The organism is Spirulina sp. CS-785/01, assembly GCF_028330525.1.
In the GTDB taxonomy this organism is placed as follows: domain Bacteria; phylum Cyanobacteriota; class Cyanobacteriia; order Cyanobacteriales; family Spirulinaceae; genus JAQMSD01.
The window spans coordinates 24,740-45,204 of the sequence record NZ_JAQMSD010000075.1 but is presented as its reverse complement, the minus strand read 5'-3'; the positions used below and the strand labels follow the sequence as shown (position 1 = coordinate 45,204).

Sequence of the window (20,465 nt, the reverse complement as noted above, 5' to 3'; positions counted from 1 at the left end):
ATTTTTGAGTAATTGAGCGCATTGTTGATTGTACAATTTTTTGCTTTCTCAAAAGAAGGGGGTTGACAATCAACAGACTTATGTTAATTTTTTATACAAGTGAGTGTGAGGAGAAAGTGAGAAGAAGCGTTTGGGGTCGAAACATGGCAAGACTCCCAGACGCTTTTTCCCTTTATTTAGTTATTGGCGATTTTTGCTGGCAGAGGGGGCGAAATGCCCGAAAATCTGAGTTTTTCAAGAAGGGTTATTTTGGAACAAAGTTTGTCTAAGAATTTCCAATTTTAACGGTTTCATGATATACTCGTCCATTCCCGCTTCTTGACAGGCTATCTTATCACTCTCATCATCACTAGCCGTCATGGCAATAATACGGGGTTGTTCATTTTGGGGAAAATGTTGGCGAATTTGTCGAGTAGCTTCTAAGCCATCCATATCCGGCATTTGGATATCCATTAAAACTAAATTATAGGGCTTTTCTGCGAGTTTGTAGAGGACTTCTAAGCCGGTTTTTGCGGTTTCGGCCTCGTAGCCGATTTTTTTGAGATAAAGTAGGGCCATTTTTTGATTCACTGGGTTATCTTCGGCTAAAAGAATTTGCAGGGGTTGGCCTTTTTCGGGAGATGATTCTTTGGTTTCTGGTGGAGAATTAGAGGAGGATGAGTCAAGGGGGATTATTTCTTGAAATTGAAGATTAAGATGATGAGTTAAACAGTCTATAATGTCTTGTTGTTTAAAAGGTTTGCGAATAAAGTCATCGCATCCCGAAGCGAGAATATTGGCTCGTTCTTCTTCAAAAACACTGGCAGTTAGTGCAATAATTTTAGGAGCAGTTGTGGAGGTTTGAGCGTGAATGGTTTTTGTGGCTTCAATGCCATTAACTTGGGGCATTCGGATATCCATAAAAATTAAATCCGGTTGCCCTTGTTGCCATTGGGTGAGGGCGGTTGCTCCATTATCAGCTTCTTCGACAATAAAGCCCCAATTTTTTAATAAGGTGACTAAGATGGTTCGATTAGATGAGTTATCATCAACAACGAGGATTTTCGGTGGAGTTTGGTTGGGAGTCAGTTGCAGTTTGAACGCTTGTTTTAACAATTCGCTACCGTCTGTTGTCCATTTTCCTTGCATAAAGGGAAGAGCAAACTGAAAAGTTGTTCCCTCTCCGAGGGTACTTTCTAAGGTCAATTCTCCCCCCATGAGGGTGACAAATTTATGACTAATAGCGAGTCCTAACCCAGTCCCTTGTTGACTCTGACGGCCACTTTCGGTTTGCACAAAAGATTCAAATAAATACTCTTGTTCTTCTGGGGCAATGCCTACCCCAGTATCAGCTACGGTAAAATGAAGATGATCAGTTTTATCTTCGGCGAGGGTAACGCTGAGGGTGACAGAGCCTTGTTCGGTGAATTTTAGGGCATTATTAAGTAAGTTGACTAGGACTTGTTGCAACTTAACGCCATCGGTTTGAATTAAGTTGGGGACATCGGGATGATAGTCAATGTGCAGATTTAAGCCTTTGGCCTCGGCTTTGGGGTGTAACATGACGTTAATTTCCTCTAGCATTTGGTGGAGTTTCAGGTTGCTGAGGTTTAAAGTCATGCGGCCTGCTTCAATTTTGGATAAATCTAAAATTTGATTGATTAAACTGAGTAAATATTCCCCACTGCGTTCAATGGTTGCAATATAATCCCGATCTTGGGGGGCGAGAGTGGGACTATTGAGGAGAAGTTGGGGATAGCCTAGAATGGCGTTGAGGGGGGTGCGTAGTTCGTGACTCATGTTGGCAAGAAAGGAACTTTTGGCGCGGTTGGCGGCTTCTGCGTCTTCTTTGGCGGTTTGTAGTTCGGCGGTTTTGGTTTCGACGGCCTGTTCGAGTTGGTGGTTATAGTTTTTGAGGAGGGTTTCGATTTGCTTGCGTGGGCGGATATCCTGAAAGACATTCACAGCACAGATCACGTCCCCTTGTTCATTCCAGACTGGGGCCGCGTACACTTCGAGGGGGATGCGTTGGCCATTCACGACAATTTCTAGATCATTAACTTGGGTGGTTTGTCCCTGTAAGGCCCGCACAACGGGCAGGTCTTGGGTAGGATAGAGGTTATCCGTGTCGGCTTGATACACTTGATACGCGGTACTCATGTCCTCTGGAGACGCATCGGGAGTATGGCCTTGGAATAGTTCCCGGGCCCAACGATTGACTAATATTAAATGACCCTGTTGATCAAATACCCCCACTCCCATGGGAATATTTTCTAAAATGGTGGTTAATTTTTGGTGGTTTTCATGTAGCGCGTGAAATGAATCTTTTAACTGCTGCTGCATTTGCATGAAGGCGAGACTAAGATCGTAAACGCTACCTGTTCCTTGGGAGGTTATACTGACTTCTAGTTGGCCAGATGCGATCGCTTCTGCGGATTCTTTTAACCGGGCTAAAGGCCGACTAATCCAACGACTGGTTAATCCCCCTAATGCCACTGACCCCAGAAAGGCTAAACTACACAAGAGAATCGTGCGATGGGTATTGGCGTTAATTTCTGCCATAAATTCCCTCTGGGGGACAATGATTGCAATTTTCCAGTCGGGATAGGGGATATCTCTTTGCAGCAGTAAGGGGGTTAAAGAGACCCAATATTGTTCCTGTTGAACCTGAAAACTTGATTGTTCTAAGGGTTGGTGGGTGACTCCTAACTGTTGCCAATGTTGGGCGGCTGCTGCAATAGCGGGATCAGAACTTTCAGAGGGTTTGAGGCGTTTAAACTTCCCCTGATACGTTCCATCTTGGTTGGGTTGGTCTGGTAAGAGAAAGGGAGGGGTTTCGGTGGAAGTGGCGATCAATTGTCCGGTATCGTCTATAATCACTACGCGACATCCCGAACAGAGATCGAGAGACTGAAGAAAGGTTTGTACATGGCTAAAGGCTAAGTTGACGGCAAATACTCCTTGTAAGCGGTTTTGGTCATCATACATAGGGGCATAGGCACTCACGGCTAATTGGGGGGTTGTGCCAATTTGAAAGGGGGTTGTCCAGCCTAGGCGGCGATCGCGCACTGCCCCCCGATACCAAGGCCGATTTTGCACTCGTAGGGGTTCAATGACCGTGAGACGTTCTGTGCGATCGCCCTTCTCATCTAAAATATCAATCACCACCCGTGTGGGTTGATCGGGATTGGCAAAAACCCCCTCAATCTGCCCCGGTTTAATGCCACTCCAATTGACCGCACGAAATGCCCCATCCGGTTGTCCCAACAAAACACTACTCACCGTGTCAAGTTGGTGTAATCTCTCCCACAATAATCGCTCAATCTCCCCTAAATTCTCCAGATCAACCCCTTGAGTTTGAACCGCTTTCACATTCATCTGATTAAGGTGAATGGCCTCCCAGAGTTGTTGCTGAAGATATAAATCCACTCGTTTTCCCACTTCCTCCATCAACCGTTGAGACAGATTTTGTACTGCCTCTTGTCCACTCCTATAGGATAAATAGCCCACCAGTCCCACCGTTCCCAGCAACTGGACTACAAACGGTACGATTAAAACCCCACGAATAGGGAGTTTGCGAAAGCGATGTAACCAAGGTTGAGGAGGCATTGAGGGCATTGTCGTTACTCTTAGAGTTCAAGTCTCCTCTAATATAACCCTACTTTTTCGCTCGCACTACATTACTCAAGAGATGGAGAGCTTGTTGCAGTTTTTCTAGCTTTAAGGGTTTTGTGAGATAGTCATCCATCCCCGCTTCCCGACAGGCAATTTGATCACTTTCTTCATTACTAGCGGTCATGGCAATAACATAGGGTTGTTCATGTTTTGGAAAATGTTGACGAAGGTGACGAGTCGCTTCTAATCCATCCATATCTGGCATTTGGATATCCATAAAAACCACATCATAGGGGTGTTCGGCCAGTTTATAGAGGACTTCTAACCCAGTTTTGACCGTTTCCGCCTCGTAGCCTAATTTTTTGAGATAGAGTAAAGCCATCTTTTGATTCACGTCGTTATCTTCAGCTAAGAGAATGCGCAGAGATTGACTTTTTTCAGGAGACGGGGGTTGAGCGTTCACAGAATCAGTTTTTGACCCAAAAAAAGCGAAATCTTTTTCTTGAAACTGCAAATTTAAATGACGAATTAAACAATCTATAATTTCTTGTGGTTTAAAGGGTTTACGAATACAATCATCACACCCCGCTTTTAAAATATTTTCCCGTTCTTCTTCAAAAACACTGGCAGTAATAGCAATAATTTTGGGAATAGAAAATTGATGTTGAGATTGAATATACTGTGTGGCTTCAATGCCGCTTAACTTAGGCATTTGGATATCCATAAAAATTAAATCTGGCTGCCATTTCTGCCATTGCAAAATAGCAGTTTCTCCATTATCGGCTTCTTGGATGAGACATCCCCAATTGGTCAGTAAAGTGACTAAAATTTCTCGATTCGAGGGGTTATCGTCAACCACCAGAATTTTCGGTGGAGGTTGATGGGGCGTTAGTTGAACCCGAACCGTTTTGAGGGATTGATGACTGGTGGAGTTTTGTTGTCCCTGAATAAAGGGAAGATCAAACTGAAAGGTTGTTCCCTCTCCGAGGGTACTTTCTACGGTCAATTCTCCCCCCATGAGGGCGACAAATTTATGACTAATAGCGAGTCCTAACCCGGTCCCTTCTTGACTCTGACGGCCACTTTCAGTTTGCACAAAAGATTCAAATAAATACTCTTGTTCTTCAGGGGCAATGCCCACCCCAGTATCGGCTACGGTAAAATGAAGATGATCAGTTTTATCTTCGGCAAAAGTAACGCTGAGGGTGACAGACCCTTGTTCGGTAAATTTCAGGGCATTATTCAGTAAGTTCACTAAAACTTGTTGCAACTTAACGCCATCGGTTTGGATGATATTGGGGACATCGGGGTGATGGTCAATGTGCAGAGTTAAGTTTTTGGCCTCGGCTTTGGGGTTTAACATGACCTTAATTTCCTCTAGCATTTTGTGGAGTTTCAGGGGACTGAGGTTTAAAGTCATGCGGCCTGCTTCAATTTTGGATAAATCGAGAATTTGATTGATTAAACTGAGTAAATACTCCCCACTGCGTTCAATAATCTGGATGTAGTCTCGATCTTGGGGGGCGAGAGTGGGACTATTGAGGAGAAGTTGGGGATAACCTAAAATCGCGTTGAGGGGGGTGCGTAGTTCGTGACTCATGTTGGCAAGAAAGGAACTTTTGGCGCGGTTGGCGGCTTCTGCGTCTTCTTTGGCGGTTTGTAGTTCGGCGGTTTTTTCTTGGACGGCCTGTTCGAGTTGGTGGTTATAATTTTTGAGGAGAGTTTCGATTTCTTTGCGTTGGCGGATATCCTGAAAGACATTCACTGCATAGAGAATTTCCCCTTGGGAGTTAAGAATGGGTGCAGCATCGACTTCAAGGGGAATGCGTTTTCCGTTCACCTGGATTTCAATATCTTCACTGTGTACTGTTTCCCCCTGTAGGGCGCGTACAATGGGTAATTGTTCTGTGGGATAAAAGGTGTCTGTTCCCGCTTGAAAGAGTTGATAGGCTGTACTGAGTTGGTTGAGAGGGGCGTTGGGGGTGTTGTCTTGAAAGATAGCTTTTCCGGTGGCATTGATGAGTAATAACTGGCCTTGATGATCGAAAACCCCAACGCCTATGGGGATACTTTGAATAATGGTCTCGATCTGTTTTTGACTATCATTCAAGGCGGTAAAAGAATCTTTTAATTGTTGCTGCATCCAAGTAAATGCTTGGCTAAGATCATAAACACTGCCAATGCCTTCTGGGGTGATTGTCTCGTCTAAATTCCCGGAAGCAATGGTGTTTGCTGATGCTTTGAGACGCAACAGAGGTTGACTAATCCTGTGGGCTACCAAGGCCCCAATCAAGACTGATCCTATGAAGGCAAAACCGCACAGCCAGAGGGTTTTCCGTCCATTGGCCACAATTTGCCCCATAAAGTCGGATTCTGGCACTGTTACTACAATTAGCCAATCGAGGCCATAATCATCTTGATAGGGAATCAGTTGGGTGAAATGCCGTTGCTGATTTTCTGAAAAGGTCATTGGTTGCGGGGAGGAAATGGCGGCAAACTCGCCAAATTCCTCGATAATGGCCTTGGCGGTGGATTGAATGAGGGGATCAGCCATTTGGGTGGCGGATAATCGTTCGGCTTTCCCTTCGACCAGTTGATAGGGTTTGGCGGTGCTGGAATGGGCTACCAGTAACCCAGAGCGTTCTATGATGAAGACTTTGCCGGATTGTCCAATTTCTAGGGTTTTTAAAAATTCGCTGATATCGGACAAGCTGAGATCAATCCCTAATACGCCTAAAAGTTGTTCTTGCTGATCATAGACGGGGACACTGGCGGAGATGGAGATTTTTTCGGGTACACTGGGCCAGTTATATACGGCAGTCCAAATGGGATGTTTCCCGTCTAAGGCTTGTGTGTACCAGTCTCCTACGGGGTTTGCTCCTTCTCGAATGGCGACTGGGGGTTTGATGCGTTTCCCTTGGTTATCGGTTTCATAGACATACATAGTCCCCATGTGGTTTAACTTGACTTCCCCAATGGTTAACCCAAAGCGACCATATCCTGCCCCGATAAATTCTTGGTTGGGATTGCCATAGTTAATATAGGAGAGGTCATAGAGGGCGATTTGTTGCCAAAAATACTGGCCGAGTTGTTGGAAGTTATCGAGATCAATGACACCGAGTTTGATGGCTTCTAGGTTGAGTTGGTTGACGGTTTGGGCGGTTTGTAGGTAGTCTTCGAGATGGGCAAAGACGCGATCGCCTTTTTCCTCAATTAACTGATTGGCTAAATCTGCCACTGCTTGTTGACCACTCCGATAGGATAAATAGCCCACTAATCCCACTGTTCCCACCAACTGCATCACAAACGGCACAATTAACACTGTACGAAGGGGAATTTTGCGAAGGAGGGAGGGCTTTTTAGGGAGAGGGCTTGGGGACATTTTAGGATAGGAGTTGTTAGGGTTCTACTCTAATTTAACCGTTGAGGCTTGTCTTGGGTTGAGGGGAGCAGGACGCTACCTTTATATGCCTTGGGTTAAAACCCAAGGCTAATAGCTGAAACCCGTGTTTAACGGGTTGATAGACAGAAGTATTCAGCAGTATTCAACCGGAGTGGGTGAGCGTGTTTTCTCTGCGGGGATGCTGAATGCTGAATGCTTACCGTAAATTAAGCAATTTGGACTTTGACGGGGAGTTTCACGCGAAAGGTTGTCCCGACATTGACTTGACTGTCTAAGGTGATTTCTCCTCCCATTAATTCCACTAAGGATTTAGTAATGGCTAATCCTAATCCTGAGCCAGAATATTGCCGGGTGCTGGTTTGATCTACTTGATAAAATTCTTGAAAAATATTAACTTGATCTTCGGGAGTAATGCCAATTCCTGTGTCTTCTACGGTGAGTTGTAGGGTTTTTGGACAAGGGGTTTCTAGGGTGACAGTGACATGACCTTCTTGGGTAAATTTGATGGCATTGGAGAGCAGATTAATGAGAATTTGTCGCAAGCGATCGCGGTCATTATGAATTTCAATTTCTTCTACGGTTGAAGCAAAGCGCAGTTTAATCTTTTTTTCATCTGCAAGGGGTCTCAAACTGTCTAAAGTAGTGGCAATAAGTTGCACTAAATTAAGGGGTTCTGGCTTCAATTCAAAGCGGTTCGCTTCAATTTTAGATAGGTCTAAAATGTCACTGATTAAAGATAATAAGTTTTTGCCATTATTATGGATTCGTTCAATCATAGAAACCTGTTGGGGCGCGAGTTTTCCTGATCTTTGCCGGAGTAACACTTGAGAAAAGCCAATAATGGCATTCATGGGGGTGCGTAATTCGTGGGACATTAACGCTAGAAATTGGGATTTAATTCTCGCTGCTTCTTGTGCTTCTTTATATAATCTGGCATTTTCGATGGCGAAGGCAGCCCGATAGGCTAAGTCTTCAATGAGTTTTAAATCTGCTTCGGTATAACTGCGGGGGGTATGCCCCCAAACACATAAAATTGAGCCAATAATTTGCTCTCTTGTCCAGAGGGGAACGCAAATATAGGAGTGACATTGTAATTCTCGAAAGAGTTTCCGTTGTTCTTCATTAAAGGCAATTAGGGCCATTGATCCTTTGCAGACATAATAACCGCCTAATGATTCTCCGGTGTCGAAGACATAATTAGTTTGAGGGGTGCGGTTTTCTTGTTGCAGTTTCCAGACGAGGGATTCTTTATCGGGATCAGTGTGGGCGACGGCAATGAGACGGGGGGTGTTTTCGGTGTCTGCGAGGTTGATGGTACACCAATCGGCGAGATCGGGGACAATGAGGTGGGCGAGGGTTTTTAGGGTGGTTTCGTAGTCGAGGGAGGAGGAGAGGAGGGTGGTGGCTGAGGCTAAAAAGCGCGATCGCTCCTCACTCCGTTTCCGTTCGGTAATATCTGTCACCGTCCCCGCTAGTCGGACGGGTTTTCCCTGTTTGTTCCGTTGCGCTTTCCCTCTGGCGATACAGTAGCGATATTCTTGACTGGAGTGGAGGATGCGAAATTCTACCTCCAGATCAAGGTTGTCGTAGAGGTGGCGTTTTATGGCTCTGACAAGCTGTTCTCGGTCTTCGGGGTGAAATTTCCAAAAGAGGGGATGAGAGGGCTGATCGAGGCTTTCAAGGGCGAAAGGAAGCCCTTGTTCGGGGGTCTGCATCCCCACCATTTCTAATAAACGGTCATTGGCATAAATTACCCCGTCTTTGATGTCCCAATCCCAAATCCCATCGTTTGACCCTTCCAAGACGAGGCGATACCGTTCTTCGCTTTCGTAGAGTCGTTGGTTGGCTTGTTGGGCTTCCTGTTCGGCCCGATGGAGACGGACGGCACTACAGAGGGTTCTGGCTAAACATTCGGGGGAGAGTTGACTTTTGGCTAAGTAGTCTGAGGCCCCTGCTTTCATTAATTGTACGGCGATTTGTTCGTCTCCCTGTCCGGTGAGGACGACGAGGGGGACGCGCAGGGGTTGGGTTTCGAGGTAGGCGAGGAGGTCTAATGCTGTTCCGTCGGGGAGACGGTAGTCGGAGAATAGGCAGTCGAAGGGGGTGTTTTGTAGGAGTGCGATCGCGTCCTGACAGGTTTCGCTTTCTATGATCTTACCTTGCCATCCGGCTTTTTTTAATGCGCGATCGACGGCCATACGGTCAACTTCGTCATCTTCAACTAGCAGTATTTTTAATGGTTCTTCGAGCATTTTTCACAAAATTTCACTCATCATCCAATATTGGTTTAAAGTGGCAATGGTTTCTAAAAATGATTCAAAAGTTACAGGTTTAATCATGTATCCTGCCACATTGAAATTATAGGCTTTTACTTTGTCTTCGTCTTCGTTAGATGTGGTTAAAACAATGACCGGAATTTTTTTTAATTCTGGGTGCGATCGCAGTTGATGTAGAAACTCAATTCCGCCCATTTTAGGCATATTTAAATCTAATAAAATTAAGCGGTTATGACTGGGATAATCTTGGCTATCTGGGCTTAATAACTCTAGGGCTTCTACGCCATTGGAAGCTGTCCAAAGTTGATGATCAAGGTTATGCTTTTTAAAGGCACGCCTGACTGTCATTATATCAACTTCGTCATCTTCAATCAAGAGGAAATTTAGTTTTTTATAAGACATATTTTTAGTTGAGAATTGAGAATTGAGAGTTGATCATTTAGGGGACTGGGATGAGAGGGGGATTAAGCTATAAATTGGCGGTAATAAACTGGCGTTTCACTTTCTGATTATAATTTAAGGTTGTACGGTTCGTGTCTCATTCTCTGGGAGGGTCTTTGATAACTATCCGATTATTTATAGAACGATTTACTGTTAACTTGAATTCCCTTTTTGCCCTAGATATCTAAGCCTGAATCAATTTAGGACTCTTTTGCCCAAGTGAAGCTGAATTTAGCTCCATTTCCTTCCTGAGACTCGACCCAAATAGACCCCTGTTGATCTTCGATGATTTTTTTGACAATGGCTAGACCCACTCCGGTGTTTTCGACTTTATCTCTGGGTTCTAGGGTTTGGAACATGACGAAGATTTTTTCGTGATAAGCGGGATCAATGCCATAGCCATCATCGGCGACGGTAAACTGATAAAAGTCCCCCTGATTTACTGCCTCAATTGTAACCTCTCCTTGGGGGGAATGACGGTGTTTAATAGCATTACTAATCAAATTGGCAAAGACTTGAAATAATGGTAAGCGTTCCGTTTGTAAAATGGGGAGTTCTGAGGCCAATTTGATCTGAATTTCGGGGGGTGGGGCGAGGGAGTCGATGACTTCATGTAATAATTGTTCCACATTGACGGATTCGGCCTGACGTTTGAAGCGACCGACTCTAGAATATTGTAATAAGCCGTCGATTAATGCCTCCATGCGTTTTACCCGACTCCGTAACAGGTTCATTTGGTGTTGGGTGTCGTCGGTGAGGGTGTCTTCTAAGTCTTCTTCTATCCAAGTGGAGAGGTTAGCAATGGCCCGGAGGGGGGCCTTTAAGTCGTGGGAGACGATATAAGCAAACTGGTCTAACTCTTGGTTGCGTTTTTCTAAAATGGCGGTGGTTTCGGCTAAACTGTGGGTGGTGGTGGAGAGTTGGTCAGCCCGCGATCGCAATTTCTCCTCAGCTTGTTTACTCTCCGTGATATTCTGCATCATTGCCATCCCCGCAAAGACGTTTCCCTCCTCATCCTTCACAGGTAACGCATAGACGCGATAAACCGAGTTTCCCCGTTGCATCTCTGTTACAGTATTTTTCCCCATTAAAGCATTGCGATAGAGAGGGTCCAAGACTAATAACTCGGTTTGTGACCAAACTTGATCAATCGGTTTCCCCTGTAACGGGAGAGAAAACCCCATCCCTTGCAATTCTGACCCCTCCGCCACAGTATAGCGATAATCCCAGTCAAAGAGAAAGACAGCCCCATTGGGGAAGTTTTCTGCTAGGGTCCGATAGAGTTTTTCACTATGTCGCAATGCGACTTCTGCGGCCTTAGCTGCGGTGATATCTTTGTTAATTTCTAAATTAGCGGTGGCCTGGCCTTTCTCATTGCGGTGTAAACTCCAAGTAGAGGCCACGGTGATTTTTTCCCCGGTTTTGGTGTGGTGGACTAACTCCCCCCTCCATTCCCCTTGACGGAGGAAGTTGGACTGAATAACATCGAGAGGTTCAGGAAACTCGGTTTGTAATAACTGGTGGACCGACTGGCCTATCGCTTCGGAAGCCGTCCACCCATACACCCGTTGACAAGCAGGATTCCAATAGGTGATCCGGTCTTTGAGGTCACGGACTAAAATCATATCATTGGCTAAATCTAACCTAGCGTTGGTTTCCCGTAACCGTTGATTTTTCGCTACTAACTCCTGACGCAGTTGATAGAGTAGCATTCCCAGTAAGATGGCTACTGCAAAGTCTATGATGGGGACAAACCAATATCCCTGTAGGGTTAAGAGGGAAAAAACGAGGATAACGAGTAACAGACTCCCCCACCAGTGGGAAGACAAAATTAATGTTTGCCAAAATTGATGTTGTTTCATAGGGGGTTTAGGGGGTCAGTGACCCATTCTTGCCTTAAAATAAGAACATTGAATTGGACAGTGTAGTGAGGGTTTGAATCTTGGATGAATTGAGGGAAGCCCTAGAACTCGCTACAGAAGAAGAATTACAACAATTAACACAAATTCTCTTCTGTCGTAGGTTGAATCCTTTAGACTATTGGCAGACTCCTGATGTGGTGGAGGTTCAAAACTGCGATCGCCAAACTCAGTTAGAGTTACTTGAACAACGGTTTCGCTTTTTGGCCGCAGACGGGGTAACGGTGTTACGGGGGAATAGTCAAGAGATCACCTATCGTCAAGTGTTAACCCGTATCTGTCATTATCTGAAAATTCCCTATTCTCAACAGATGACGACGGTAGAAATTGAGTCGGAGATTTTCTTAAATTTATTGGGCCGGGCCTGGAAAAAATTACCCCCATCGGAACGAAAAACCCTGACGGCCAGGGTTCAGAAGTCTTTAGCGGACTCGAATTTCTCTGAACCGTTACCTGTTCAACTCCAACATAACCCGATTCAGTTTATTTTAAAGGGCAGTGGGGTGATTGCCATTAGTGCTGTCCTCAAGTCGGTAATTTTACAACATATTGCCCGTCAATTTGCCCTCCATTATGCAACTTATCAGGTGGCTAAAACGACATTAGTTAAAGGAGGAACTGCGGTGGCTGCACAAATTCAACATCGCGTTACTATGCAGATGGCCTCCCGGGGAATGGCCCTAGCTGCGGCCCGACAGGGGGCCGTGAAAACGGTTTTTGCGGTATTGGGGCCGATGTTATGGGTGGCCTTTTTTGCCGATATTGGCTGGCGTGCGATCGCAACTAACTATGGTCGTATTATTCCTACTGTATTGGCGATCGCTCAAATCCGCCTCCTCCGCATGGACTATTGTTATAGTTGACAGTTGACAGTTTTATCAATAACAAACAACTAAGTTCTCAGGTTATCAACTGGGTTAAAACTCAAGTGAATACTGTTTAACTGCTAGTAATTTATCTCCCGTGACTCAAAAATCTCGCAAAATCAATGATCCTTGTACCCTCTGGATGTGGGATGGGTTTCAAGTGGGGTTTTTTCTCTTTTATCTCTTTCCAGGAGTCGGGGCCATTCTTCTCAGTGTTGTGGTTTTGGCTACCTTGGGGAAAGCGGGACGAGAATTGTTGCAAAGTCGCTTAAATTGGGCGTTTGCGGGATTGGCGGTTTTGATGATTCTCAGTGCGAGTTTAGCAGACTTGCCCAAAGAAGCATTATTGGGGGCCGGGAATTTTGTCCCCTATTTTATCGCCTCCGCGGCCTTTCGCTGGCTTCTTCAAACCCCCCGACAGTTGCGACGGTTGGCCTGGATTTTACTCTTACCCTCTTTGATCATAGTGGTGTTAGGGTTGGGCCAGTTGGGGTTAGGGTGGAGTAGTGGGGAATTATGGCATACCCTCTCTGGATGGCAGTTGGAAGCCGGAGGAAACCCCCCAGGCCGTATGGCTTCGGCGTTTATGTATGCCAATGTCTTGGCGTTATATTTAGTGGTGGTATTGGTGTTGGGGTTGGGGTTGGGGGTGGAGGAATTGCACCGTAAGTCCCCCTCAAAATGGCGGTTAGGGGTGTTAGGGGTTATTGTAGTGGGGGATGCTGTCTCACTCCTATTAACCCAGTCTCGCAACGCTTGGGGGTTGGCATTTTTAGCAGGTTTGGTGTTTGCGTTGTATCTGGGGTGGCGACTGTTAGTTTTAGGCATTTCCGCTTGTGTGGGGGTTATCGCTTGGGCCTCCTTTTTCCCCTCTCTGGGAGGGCAACCGTTACGGCAAATTGTCCCCTTTTTCCTCTGGGGCCGCCTTTCCGGGGAAATGTACACTCCTCCCCCTAGTCCAAAACTCCGTATAACCCAATGGGAGTTTTGCTGGCAACTCATTCAAGAGAAACCGTGGTTGGGGTGGGGGTTTCGTCATTTTACTCCGTTATACGAAGCGGCAACGGGGTTTTGGTTGGCCCATCCCCACAATTTATATATTATGCTGGCGGCAGAAATGGGCATCCCGGCGACGCTTTGGTTGAGTGGGATTATTGGTTGGGGGTTAGCCCAAGGAATGTTACTGTTAGGACAGTGGGAGAAACAAGATCGCACTATTCTATTTACTTATATTGTGGCGTTTGTGGCCTGTTTGTTGTTTAATCTCCTCGATGTCTCGACCTTTGATTTACGCATTTCAACGTTAGGTTGGCTATTATGGAGTGCAATTGTAGGGGTGTCTTCAGTAAACAGTAAACAGTAAACAGTAATCAGTAATCACTAATCACTAATCACTAATCACTAATCAGTCATTGAACCAACAACCAATAACCAATAACCAACAACCAACAACCAACAACCAACAACCAATAACCAACAACCAAAAATTAAAAAATCCCCCCTCCAATATGTTCTTTAAAGAATTCTAGGGTTCTTAAATTGGCTGCGGCTGCGGCATTTTGGGAATAAGTGTCTCCCCCAGGACGGGCAAACCCGTGGTTGACTCCGGCATAGGAGTATAGGGTGACAAAATCATGGTCTTGTAATTGGCTTTTTATCTGGGTTTGGGCTTCTTTTGGCACATATTCGTCTTCTTCGGCGATGTGTAATAGGGTAGGCTGGGTAATGTTGGCCGCTTCTTCTAAGTTTTTCTCAATGCCTACTCCGTAATAGCCTACATTACAGTCTGCATCGGACCGGGTGGCCATGAGATAGGCTAATTTGCCTCCTAAACAAAAGCCGACAGTCCCCACACGGCCAAGACAATTCTCCATCAGACGGAGGGTGTGTAATGTGGCGATTAAATCTTCTGTTCCCTTGTCTTCGTCAAACCCCTGATAGAGTTCAAATGCCTGTTTCCAGTCTGCTGGTTGTTGATCATTGAGTTGTATCCCTGCTTCTTGTCGCCAAAAGAGGTCGGGGACAATGGCTAAATATCCGGCGGCAGCATACCCATCGGCTAACCCCCGCATGGTTTCATTGACACCGAAAATTTCTTGAATCATGACGACACCGGGGGCAAGATCGGTGTTAGGGGTGGCGAGATAGGCTTGAAAACTGCCACCATCGGACGCTTGAATTGTAATTTCTTGGCTCATTCTGTGAGTAAAAACATCCACTTCTAGGTAGTTTAGAGCAAGGGGTGATTTCGCCCAAATACTAAAACGCTATACAGTTGAAAGGCTGGGTCCCACAAACTCGGTTGACGACGTTCTAGGTCAATATAGGATTCTAACCCCCCTAGTAATTCTCGGAAGTCGAGGATGGAGTCGGCAAAGCTGTTAAAGTCTGACCAGGTGGGGAGGTTGGGGAGGTTGTGGTTGAGGAAGTTTAGGAGATGATGCCAGTTTTTGCTGTCGGTTTCGTAGTCGGGGTTGCTGTTGCGGGGGGTGAGGGTGATGCCTTTTTGAAAGTTGTAGTTGCGATCGCAGAACCGTAAGATATATTTTTGACGGGGCAGGTGGAGATCACAGAAGGGGACATCATCCTGTTTTTGGGTTTTGCGGGTGAGTTGGTGTCTCGCATCGACGGTGACGACGGACTCAAAGAGGGGGAGACGGCCTAAGACGTTTTGACTCACGTCGGACCATTGAAACTGAAACGTCCCCTGTTGCCCTTCTGCGTTCGTACAACGGACGTTAACTTGGGAGTTAATGTTCTGGATATAATTGACGTTGAAGACCTGTATTTGGCGAATATTCTCTAGGGCAAAGGTAAAACTGGGAATATTTACATCGTTGAGGGTAGAGACGTAGTAGTTTAATTCTCCTAGTTTACCCGTCCGATAAAACCGCCACCCCTGACTAGGAAGTTGTAAACGGGCTGTATAAGGGTCGATTTGCATTATTTTAGCAAAGGCTTGGGCGGCTTCTTTTTTATTTTCTGGGGAGACGGCTTCGAGGATGAGGATAGCATCTTCTTGTCCTTCTGGGGTTGCGATCGCGCTTTCAATATTCTCCTGTCGTTGATCTCGATAGACTGCTTCAATGCGGGCAATGCCTTGGCGAATTTGCGAAATGAGTTTAGGATTGGTCATATTAGGTAACAGTTTTAAATACAGCTTTTCCGCCGCATCGAGTTTCCCTAAACCTTCTTGCACTCTTGCCGCATAAAACCGCACCCAAGGGTTTTTCGCCTCTGTTTTGAGTAACGGTTTCAGGTACTTAGCAGCAGTCTTATAGTCTTTTTCTTGGACGGCTTTCGCCACTGATTCAAGCATAGTCATGACCCCATGAACACCTACTCTATATTTATAGGGGTGTTTAGGGAATATTGTTTCTAATTCAGAGCAAATTGAGAAGTAAGTGAGAGCCAGAAACCGGGTTTCTCTCAAGATTGAAGTATTTTTAACAAGATTGACCATAGAAACCCGGTTTCTCACCCTCCAGTTTAGCCATTGGCAGGGAGGAGATAGAGGCCGGGTTTCGCATCCGCACTAGAGAGGAGGTCATGGCTACTGTTCACCCCTTGTTGTTCGCAGAGGTGGGCGAAGGAGAGGAGGCCGTCGAGTCGCGCTGAGAGTTCGCTGAGGGTGTCGAGGTATTCCGCGAGGGCGAGTTGGCGATGTTTCCATTGTTGGGTGAGTTGGGGTTTCATGCCACTCATTTGTAGTTCAACTTCTGCTTTTAGGCGTTTTTGGTTGGCTTTTTCCGGGGAGAGGGTGTTATCAATGGGGGAAATTTCTATAATGCGTTGGACTCGTTCGGGGGTGATGTCGTCTTTAAAGTAGGGAGTGGCGAAGCGTTGGGCAGTGGCGAGTTCTGGTTTTTCGGTGTTTAGGAGGGTTTCTGTCCAGTGGTTGGCGTGTTGTTGGAAGCGGGGGATTTCACTATCTGTTGTCACACTGCTATACTTTTAAGAGGAACATTCAGTAGCTTAATGTAAAATTAGATCGATCATGTCTAGCCGACCTATTCAAAAAATTCTTTTCGGAAGTCCCGGAACAGGAAAAAGTCATAGATTAATGTATAAAATTATTCCTCAAAAGTTAGGTATAACTGACGATTACAATATTGTTCCAACTATATTTCACCCAGAATATACATATGGTGATTTTATGGGTAAGTTAATGCCCTTCACTGATGAAGAGGAAAAAGTCTCATATAAATACTATCCAGGCCATTTTTTAAAAGCACTTGGAAAAGCTTACGAAAATATCATTAGCAGCCAGTTAGACTATGAAGACAAGAAAAAAAACACACTCAGTAAATACAAGAAGGAAATTGATGAAACTAGACAAGATAAATTTACGACAATTCAAAAACAAGAACTTGAACAACGATATAATTTAATTAACAAACCAAAACCTGAAAATGTTGTTTTAGTAATAGACGAACTCAATAGAGGTAATTCAGCAGCAATTTTTGGCAGTGTTTTTCAGCTTCTTGATAGAGATAACACTGGTTGGTCTGAATATACAATCCTGCTTTCAGATTTAGAGAAACAAAGTTTGTTAAAACAAATAGGCTTAACTACATATCCTAGAAAGGATACAAAAAAGTATGAATATAAAGGCAAAAATATAGAACAAACAGAATATAATAAATACCTAAACTTTATTTCTGATTATGATGAATCTGAAAACAATAATAAAATAAATCTTGAGCAAGGTAAAATAAAAATACCTCCCAACTTTTCTATTTTAGCAACTATGAATACATCCGACAACTCAATTTATTTCATGGATAGTGCTTTTAAACGCCGTTGGGATTGGGAGTTTGTTAATATCCAAGATGATAACCAAAGAAATGTAGTATCTGATCGCAAAATAAGGCTTTACAACATTGATGACGTTACTTACGAAGATACTTACGAATGGAATAATTTTGTTGATAATTTAAACAAGTTCATTCTAAGCAATTATAAGACAGTTAGAAAAATTGAAGATAAACAGATTGGTTATTTTTTTATCAATGAAGAAATTATTACAGAAGAACATATAAAAAATAAATTAATGTTTTTTATATGGGATAGCGTGTTTCGCAATAATCGAAAACCTTTAATTGAACTTTTGCAAGTGGATGAAAGAGATTTAGTTACCTTTGGTCAGTTCACCCAAAAAGAATTAGTCATAAAGTTTGTAAAAAAAATAATGGATTATAATACTGTAGATGTTTGATATCAATGAAATAGATTTTATAAAAACTGATCGACAACGTGGTTATCGTACTTATTCATTTGTCGGCCTTCAGAGAAATTCAGATACTGGCCGTCTAGAGTTTTGGCTTCCATTAGGATTTGATGATTTTGAGGATACAAACTTTAACTTAGTTAAAGAGTTTTTCTTCAAAATGTATCGAACTTTCAAAGTTTACATACAAAGAAAACAAAAATATATAGATAGTCAAAACAGATCTATTGATCGAGATGGAATAATTGAAAATAGTAATGGTTTTAGCTTTATCAATGAAAATAATGATCAGATAGTTTTTTATGGAAAAATAAACTCTTTAGATAAAATACTAGAAGGCTATGATGAGCTAAGAATTGTATCTTTAGAACAGAAACAAAAGAAAAGTAACGAAATCGACTATTCTAAAATTCACCATTATATGCACCAAGCAATCTATCTTGATGATGATGTAATCTATATTGACGAAATGAATATAGCTAAAAAAGTTTTAGTACAAGGGAGTCCTCCCATTTTGCAAATTTTTTGTTTTATCTATACTGAAATAAAAAAAGAGTTGGACGAATTAGAAGATGTATCTGATAGAGCTATAGAGCTTGCCAGAGAGTTTAAAGACCAACACTTACAGCCTAACAGTAGTCTATTTGGCGAAGATACATTTTTAGAAACTGTAGATATTTTAAAGGAAACTCTAGAAAATATTGATATTAAGACAGCTTATAAAGATGAAGACTATTGGCATTTTTTTGAAGCAGTAGAAGCATTTTTATACGGAGAACGGCAAGAAGATAATAAAGGCATTTACTGGGGGTTCAGCAGTTTCTACGATATATGGGAAGATATGTGTCAAACCTATGTATTGAATAAACCGGAATATAGAAAATGTGTATTTTTTGCAGATGTTAATGGATGTTTAAAACCAATAAATAATGAATATTCGATTAATCCATTTAAACTAAAATTAAATAATTTTACAAAGGTACGGTACTTACGTCCTGATCTAGTATTAAAAGAGAACAAAGATGATCTAGAAAATTGGTGTCAAGTTGAACCATCCAACTTACCCCAAGAAGGACAAATTTTTCTAGTAAAGTTATTAGACATTCCTACATTACAAAAGGATTGTCCAGCAATTTGGAAAAAATACCTAGAACTTTCAAAGCGTAGCAGTCAAATTCAGGTTCAGGGATCTCTCCGACCTCGATATATGTCTCATAGCGATTTAGAAAAATTTAAAAAATTTTTACAGCAAGAACTGAATATATTACATCAGTGTATTAAAATTATTGATTATAAGTATATGCGGGTTTTGGACTATGAAAGGTATTCACCAAACTATATTGATTCAAATGGAATAAACAAAGTAAAAGAAGACATACACAAACAATTAATCTATGAATGGACAGTACAAAAAAATTGGGATAGGATCAAAACGGAGAGTGAATTTTGGATTCCATATTTTTCTAGTGATCCGTTAAATTTTCAAGAACCACAGAGAGTAAATAATACTTACGTTAATGACAGCAAAATTAAAATCATTAAAGTGAATTTTAAAATACTTCAAGACTTTTATATACAGCAAAATGACTATGATTAAATATGATTCACCCAATAATGTTATAAGTGCTTTTAATCCTATCATATCACTTAATGCTCAAGTTCGCCAAACAGTAAATCAAAAACTGATTGAACCAAAACTTAGACTGTTTTTTCAAGATAAAGGAGGAATTAATTCTTATGAAGCATTAGATACAGATAAAATTAAAACAGAAATCGAATTCTTAGATTTTAAGGTAAGTTATATACAAACCTATCTTTATAAAGAATTAATACAAGAAATCAATAAAGATAGTGACGGGAAAATAAACTTTAAACCAAGATATGCAATTTCTTTTGATCAAGATTTAGCTAATTTTAAAGAATATAAGGGAATTAAATATGGAGAATTAAAGCTAGGACAATCTCCTATTTTATATATAATCTATATTGATTTACAAGAAGTTATAAAATTTATAAAAGAACTGAGGACTAATATTTCAAAGCCAATAGAAACATTAAAAGTAGTAAAAACTCCTGAAGATAGAAGAAATCAACTAATTGATGAATTAGTAGCAGTAAAACATCGAGAATATCTTTCTGCCTCTCCAACTCGAAAATCTGAAATCAAAGCCGATGTAGATAGACTGGTCAATCTAAGTCGGCAAAAAATACAAGGAAATTCTGGACAATTCCGTGTAAATTTATCTTGGAATACAACTGATGATTTAGACTTAGAAATTCATACTGAAGGAGGCGTGATTAATTATAAAAATACAACTGTTGAGTATCACGAAAGTATTGGTAAATTAGATGTTGATGCTAATGCAACTACACCTCTTGTAAGTAATCCTCAAGAAAATATAACTTGGGATAAAATTCCTCAAGGAAAACATACTGTTTCAGTCAATTTTTATCGTGATCGTGAAAAAAAAGGAAAAGTTCCATTTACAATTTTTATTGAAAATGGAGATGATAGCCGAGTTTATAATAGTTTTGTTGAATTTAGAGAAAATTTCAAAACTAGAAAGGTTGCGGAATTTAAGTTTCTTGATGGTCAACTACACATAACAAATTTACTTTAATTAATTACTTATATATAGCGATATTAGATAGGACATGAACACTTTGATTTTCAATTGTTGCTATGGGTGAGACACAGCGATCTGGTGTTCATAGCCTATTTGAGATGGCTATATT

At 42.5% G+C, this 20,465-nt stretch carries 13 protein-coding genes; 5 read left to right on the top strand and 8 right to left on the bottom strand.

Annotated features, from left to right (window positions below; translation table 11 throughout):
* Window positions 1–234: 234 nt before the first annotated feature.
* The 5 genes from PN462_RS04335 to PN462_RS04315 all read right to left on the bottom strand — a co-directional run bounded on the left by PN462_RS04335 (window position 235) and on the right by PN462_RS04315 (window position 11,576).
* Window positions 235–3,588, bottom strand: coding sequence for a response regulator (locus PN462_RS04335; protein ID WP_272126758.1), 3,354 nt, complete (start codon window positions 3,586–3,588; stop codon window positions 235–237).
* A gap of 49 nt (window positions 3,589–3,637) precedes the next feature.
* Complete coding sequence (locus PN462_RS04330) at window positions 3,638–6,976, bottom strand: response regulator (RefSeq protein ID WP_272126757.1); 3,339 nt, start codon at window positions 6,974–6,976, stop codon at window positions 3,638–3,640.
* Between the two features lie 227 nt (window positions 6,977–7,203).
* On the bottom strand, window positions 7,204–9,249 hold the full coding sequence (locus PN462_RS04325) for an ATP-binding protein (protein ID WP_272126756.1): 2,046 nt from the start codon (window positions 9,247–9,249) through the stop codon (window positions 7,204–7,206).
* A 3-nt stretch (window positions 9,250–9,252) separates the two neighbouring features.
* A complete protein-coding gene (locus PN462_RS04320) occupies window positions 9,253–9,675 on the bottom strand; it encodes a response regulator (RefSeq protein WP_272126755.1) in 423 nt (140 codons plus the stop codon).
* 239 nt (window positions 9,676–9,914) lie between these two features.
* A complete protein-coding gene (locus PN462_RS04315; RefSeq protein ID WP_272126753.1) occupies window positions 9,915–11,576 on the bottom strand; it encodes a sensor histidine kinase in 1,662 nt (553 codons plus the stop codon).
* 80 nt (window positions 11,577–11,656) lie between these two features.
* Here PN462_RS04315 and PN462_RS04310 point away from each other — a divergent pair, with 80 nt between their 5' ends.
* Window positions 11,657–12,496: a YaaW family protein gene (locus PN462_RS04310; RefSeq protein WP_272126752.1), complete on the top strand. Its 840-nt coding sequence runs from the start codon at window positions 11,657–11,659 to the stop codon at window positions 12,494–12,496.
* Window positions 12,497–12,596: 100 nt separating this feature from the next.
* Window positions 12,597–13,862 (top strand): O-antigen ligase family protein, encoded by a 1,266-nt coding sequence (locus PN462_RS04305; RefSeq protein WP_272126751.1) that lies wholly within the window; start codon window positions 12,597–12,599, stop codon window positions 13,860–13,862.
* A gap of 124 nt (window positions 13,863–13,986) precedes the next feature.
* Here PN462_RS04305 and PN462_RS04300 read toward each other — a convergent pair whose 3' ends face one another.
* The 3 genes from PN462_RS04300 to PN462_RS04290 form a co-directional block, all read right to left on the bottom strand.
* Window positions 13,987–14,697, bottom strand: coding sequence for a dienelactone hydrolase family protein (locus PN462_RS04300; RefSeq protein WP_272126750.1), 711 nt, complete (start codon window positions 14,695–14,697; stop codon window positions 13,987–13,989).
* 32 nt (window positions 14,698–14,729) lie between these two features.
* Entirely contained in the window at window positions 14,730–15,824 is a 1,095-nt protein-coding gene (locus PN462_RS04295) for a tetratricopeptide repeat protein (RefSeq protein WP_272126749.1), read from the bottom strand.
* A gap of 164 nt (window positions 15,825–15,988) precedes the next feature.
* Window positions 15,989–16,441 (bottom strand): hypothetical protein, encoded by a 453-nt coding sequence (locus tag PN462_RS04290; protein WP_272126748.1) that lies wholly within the window; start codon window positions 16,439–16,441, stop codon window positions 15,989–15,991.
* 55 nt (window positions 16,442–16,496) lie between these two features.
* On the opposite strand from PN462_RS04290, the gene PN462_RS04285 reads away from it, so the two are divergent.
* From PN462_RS04285 to PN462_RS04275, 3 genes are read left to right on the top strand one after another with little or no spacing between them, the layout of a single operon-like run.
* A complete protein-coding gene (locus PN462_RS04285) occupies window positions 16,497–17,717 on the top strand; it encodes an AAA family ATPase (RefSeq protein WP_272126747.1) in 1,221 nt (406 codons plus the stop codon).
* Window positions 17,710–19,326: a hypothetical protein gene (locus tag PN462_RS04280; RefSeq protein ID WP_272126746.1), complete on the top strand. Its 1,617-nt coding sequence runs from the start codon at window positions 17,710–17,712 to the stop codon at window positions 19,324–19,326. Before PN462_RS04285 ends, PN462_RS04280 begins: the two co-directional genes overlap by 8 nt.
* A complete protein-coding gene (locus tag PN462_RS04275; protein ID WP_272126744.1) occupies window positions 19,313–20,350 on the top strand; it encodes a hypothetical protein in 1,038 nt (345 codons plus the stop codon). The genes PN462_RS04280 and PN462_RS04275 overlap by 14 nt, the downstream gene beginning before the upstream one ends.
* The last annotated feature ends 115 nt before the right edge of the window (window positions 20,351–20,465 follow it).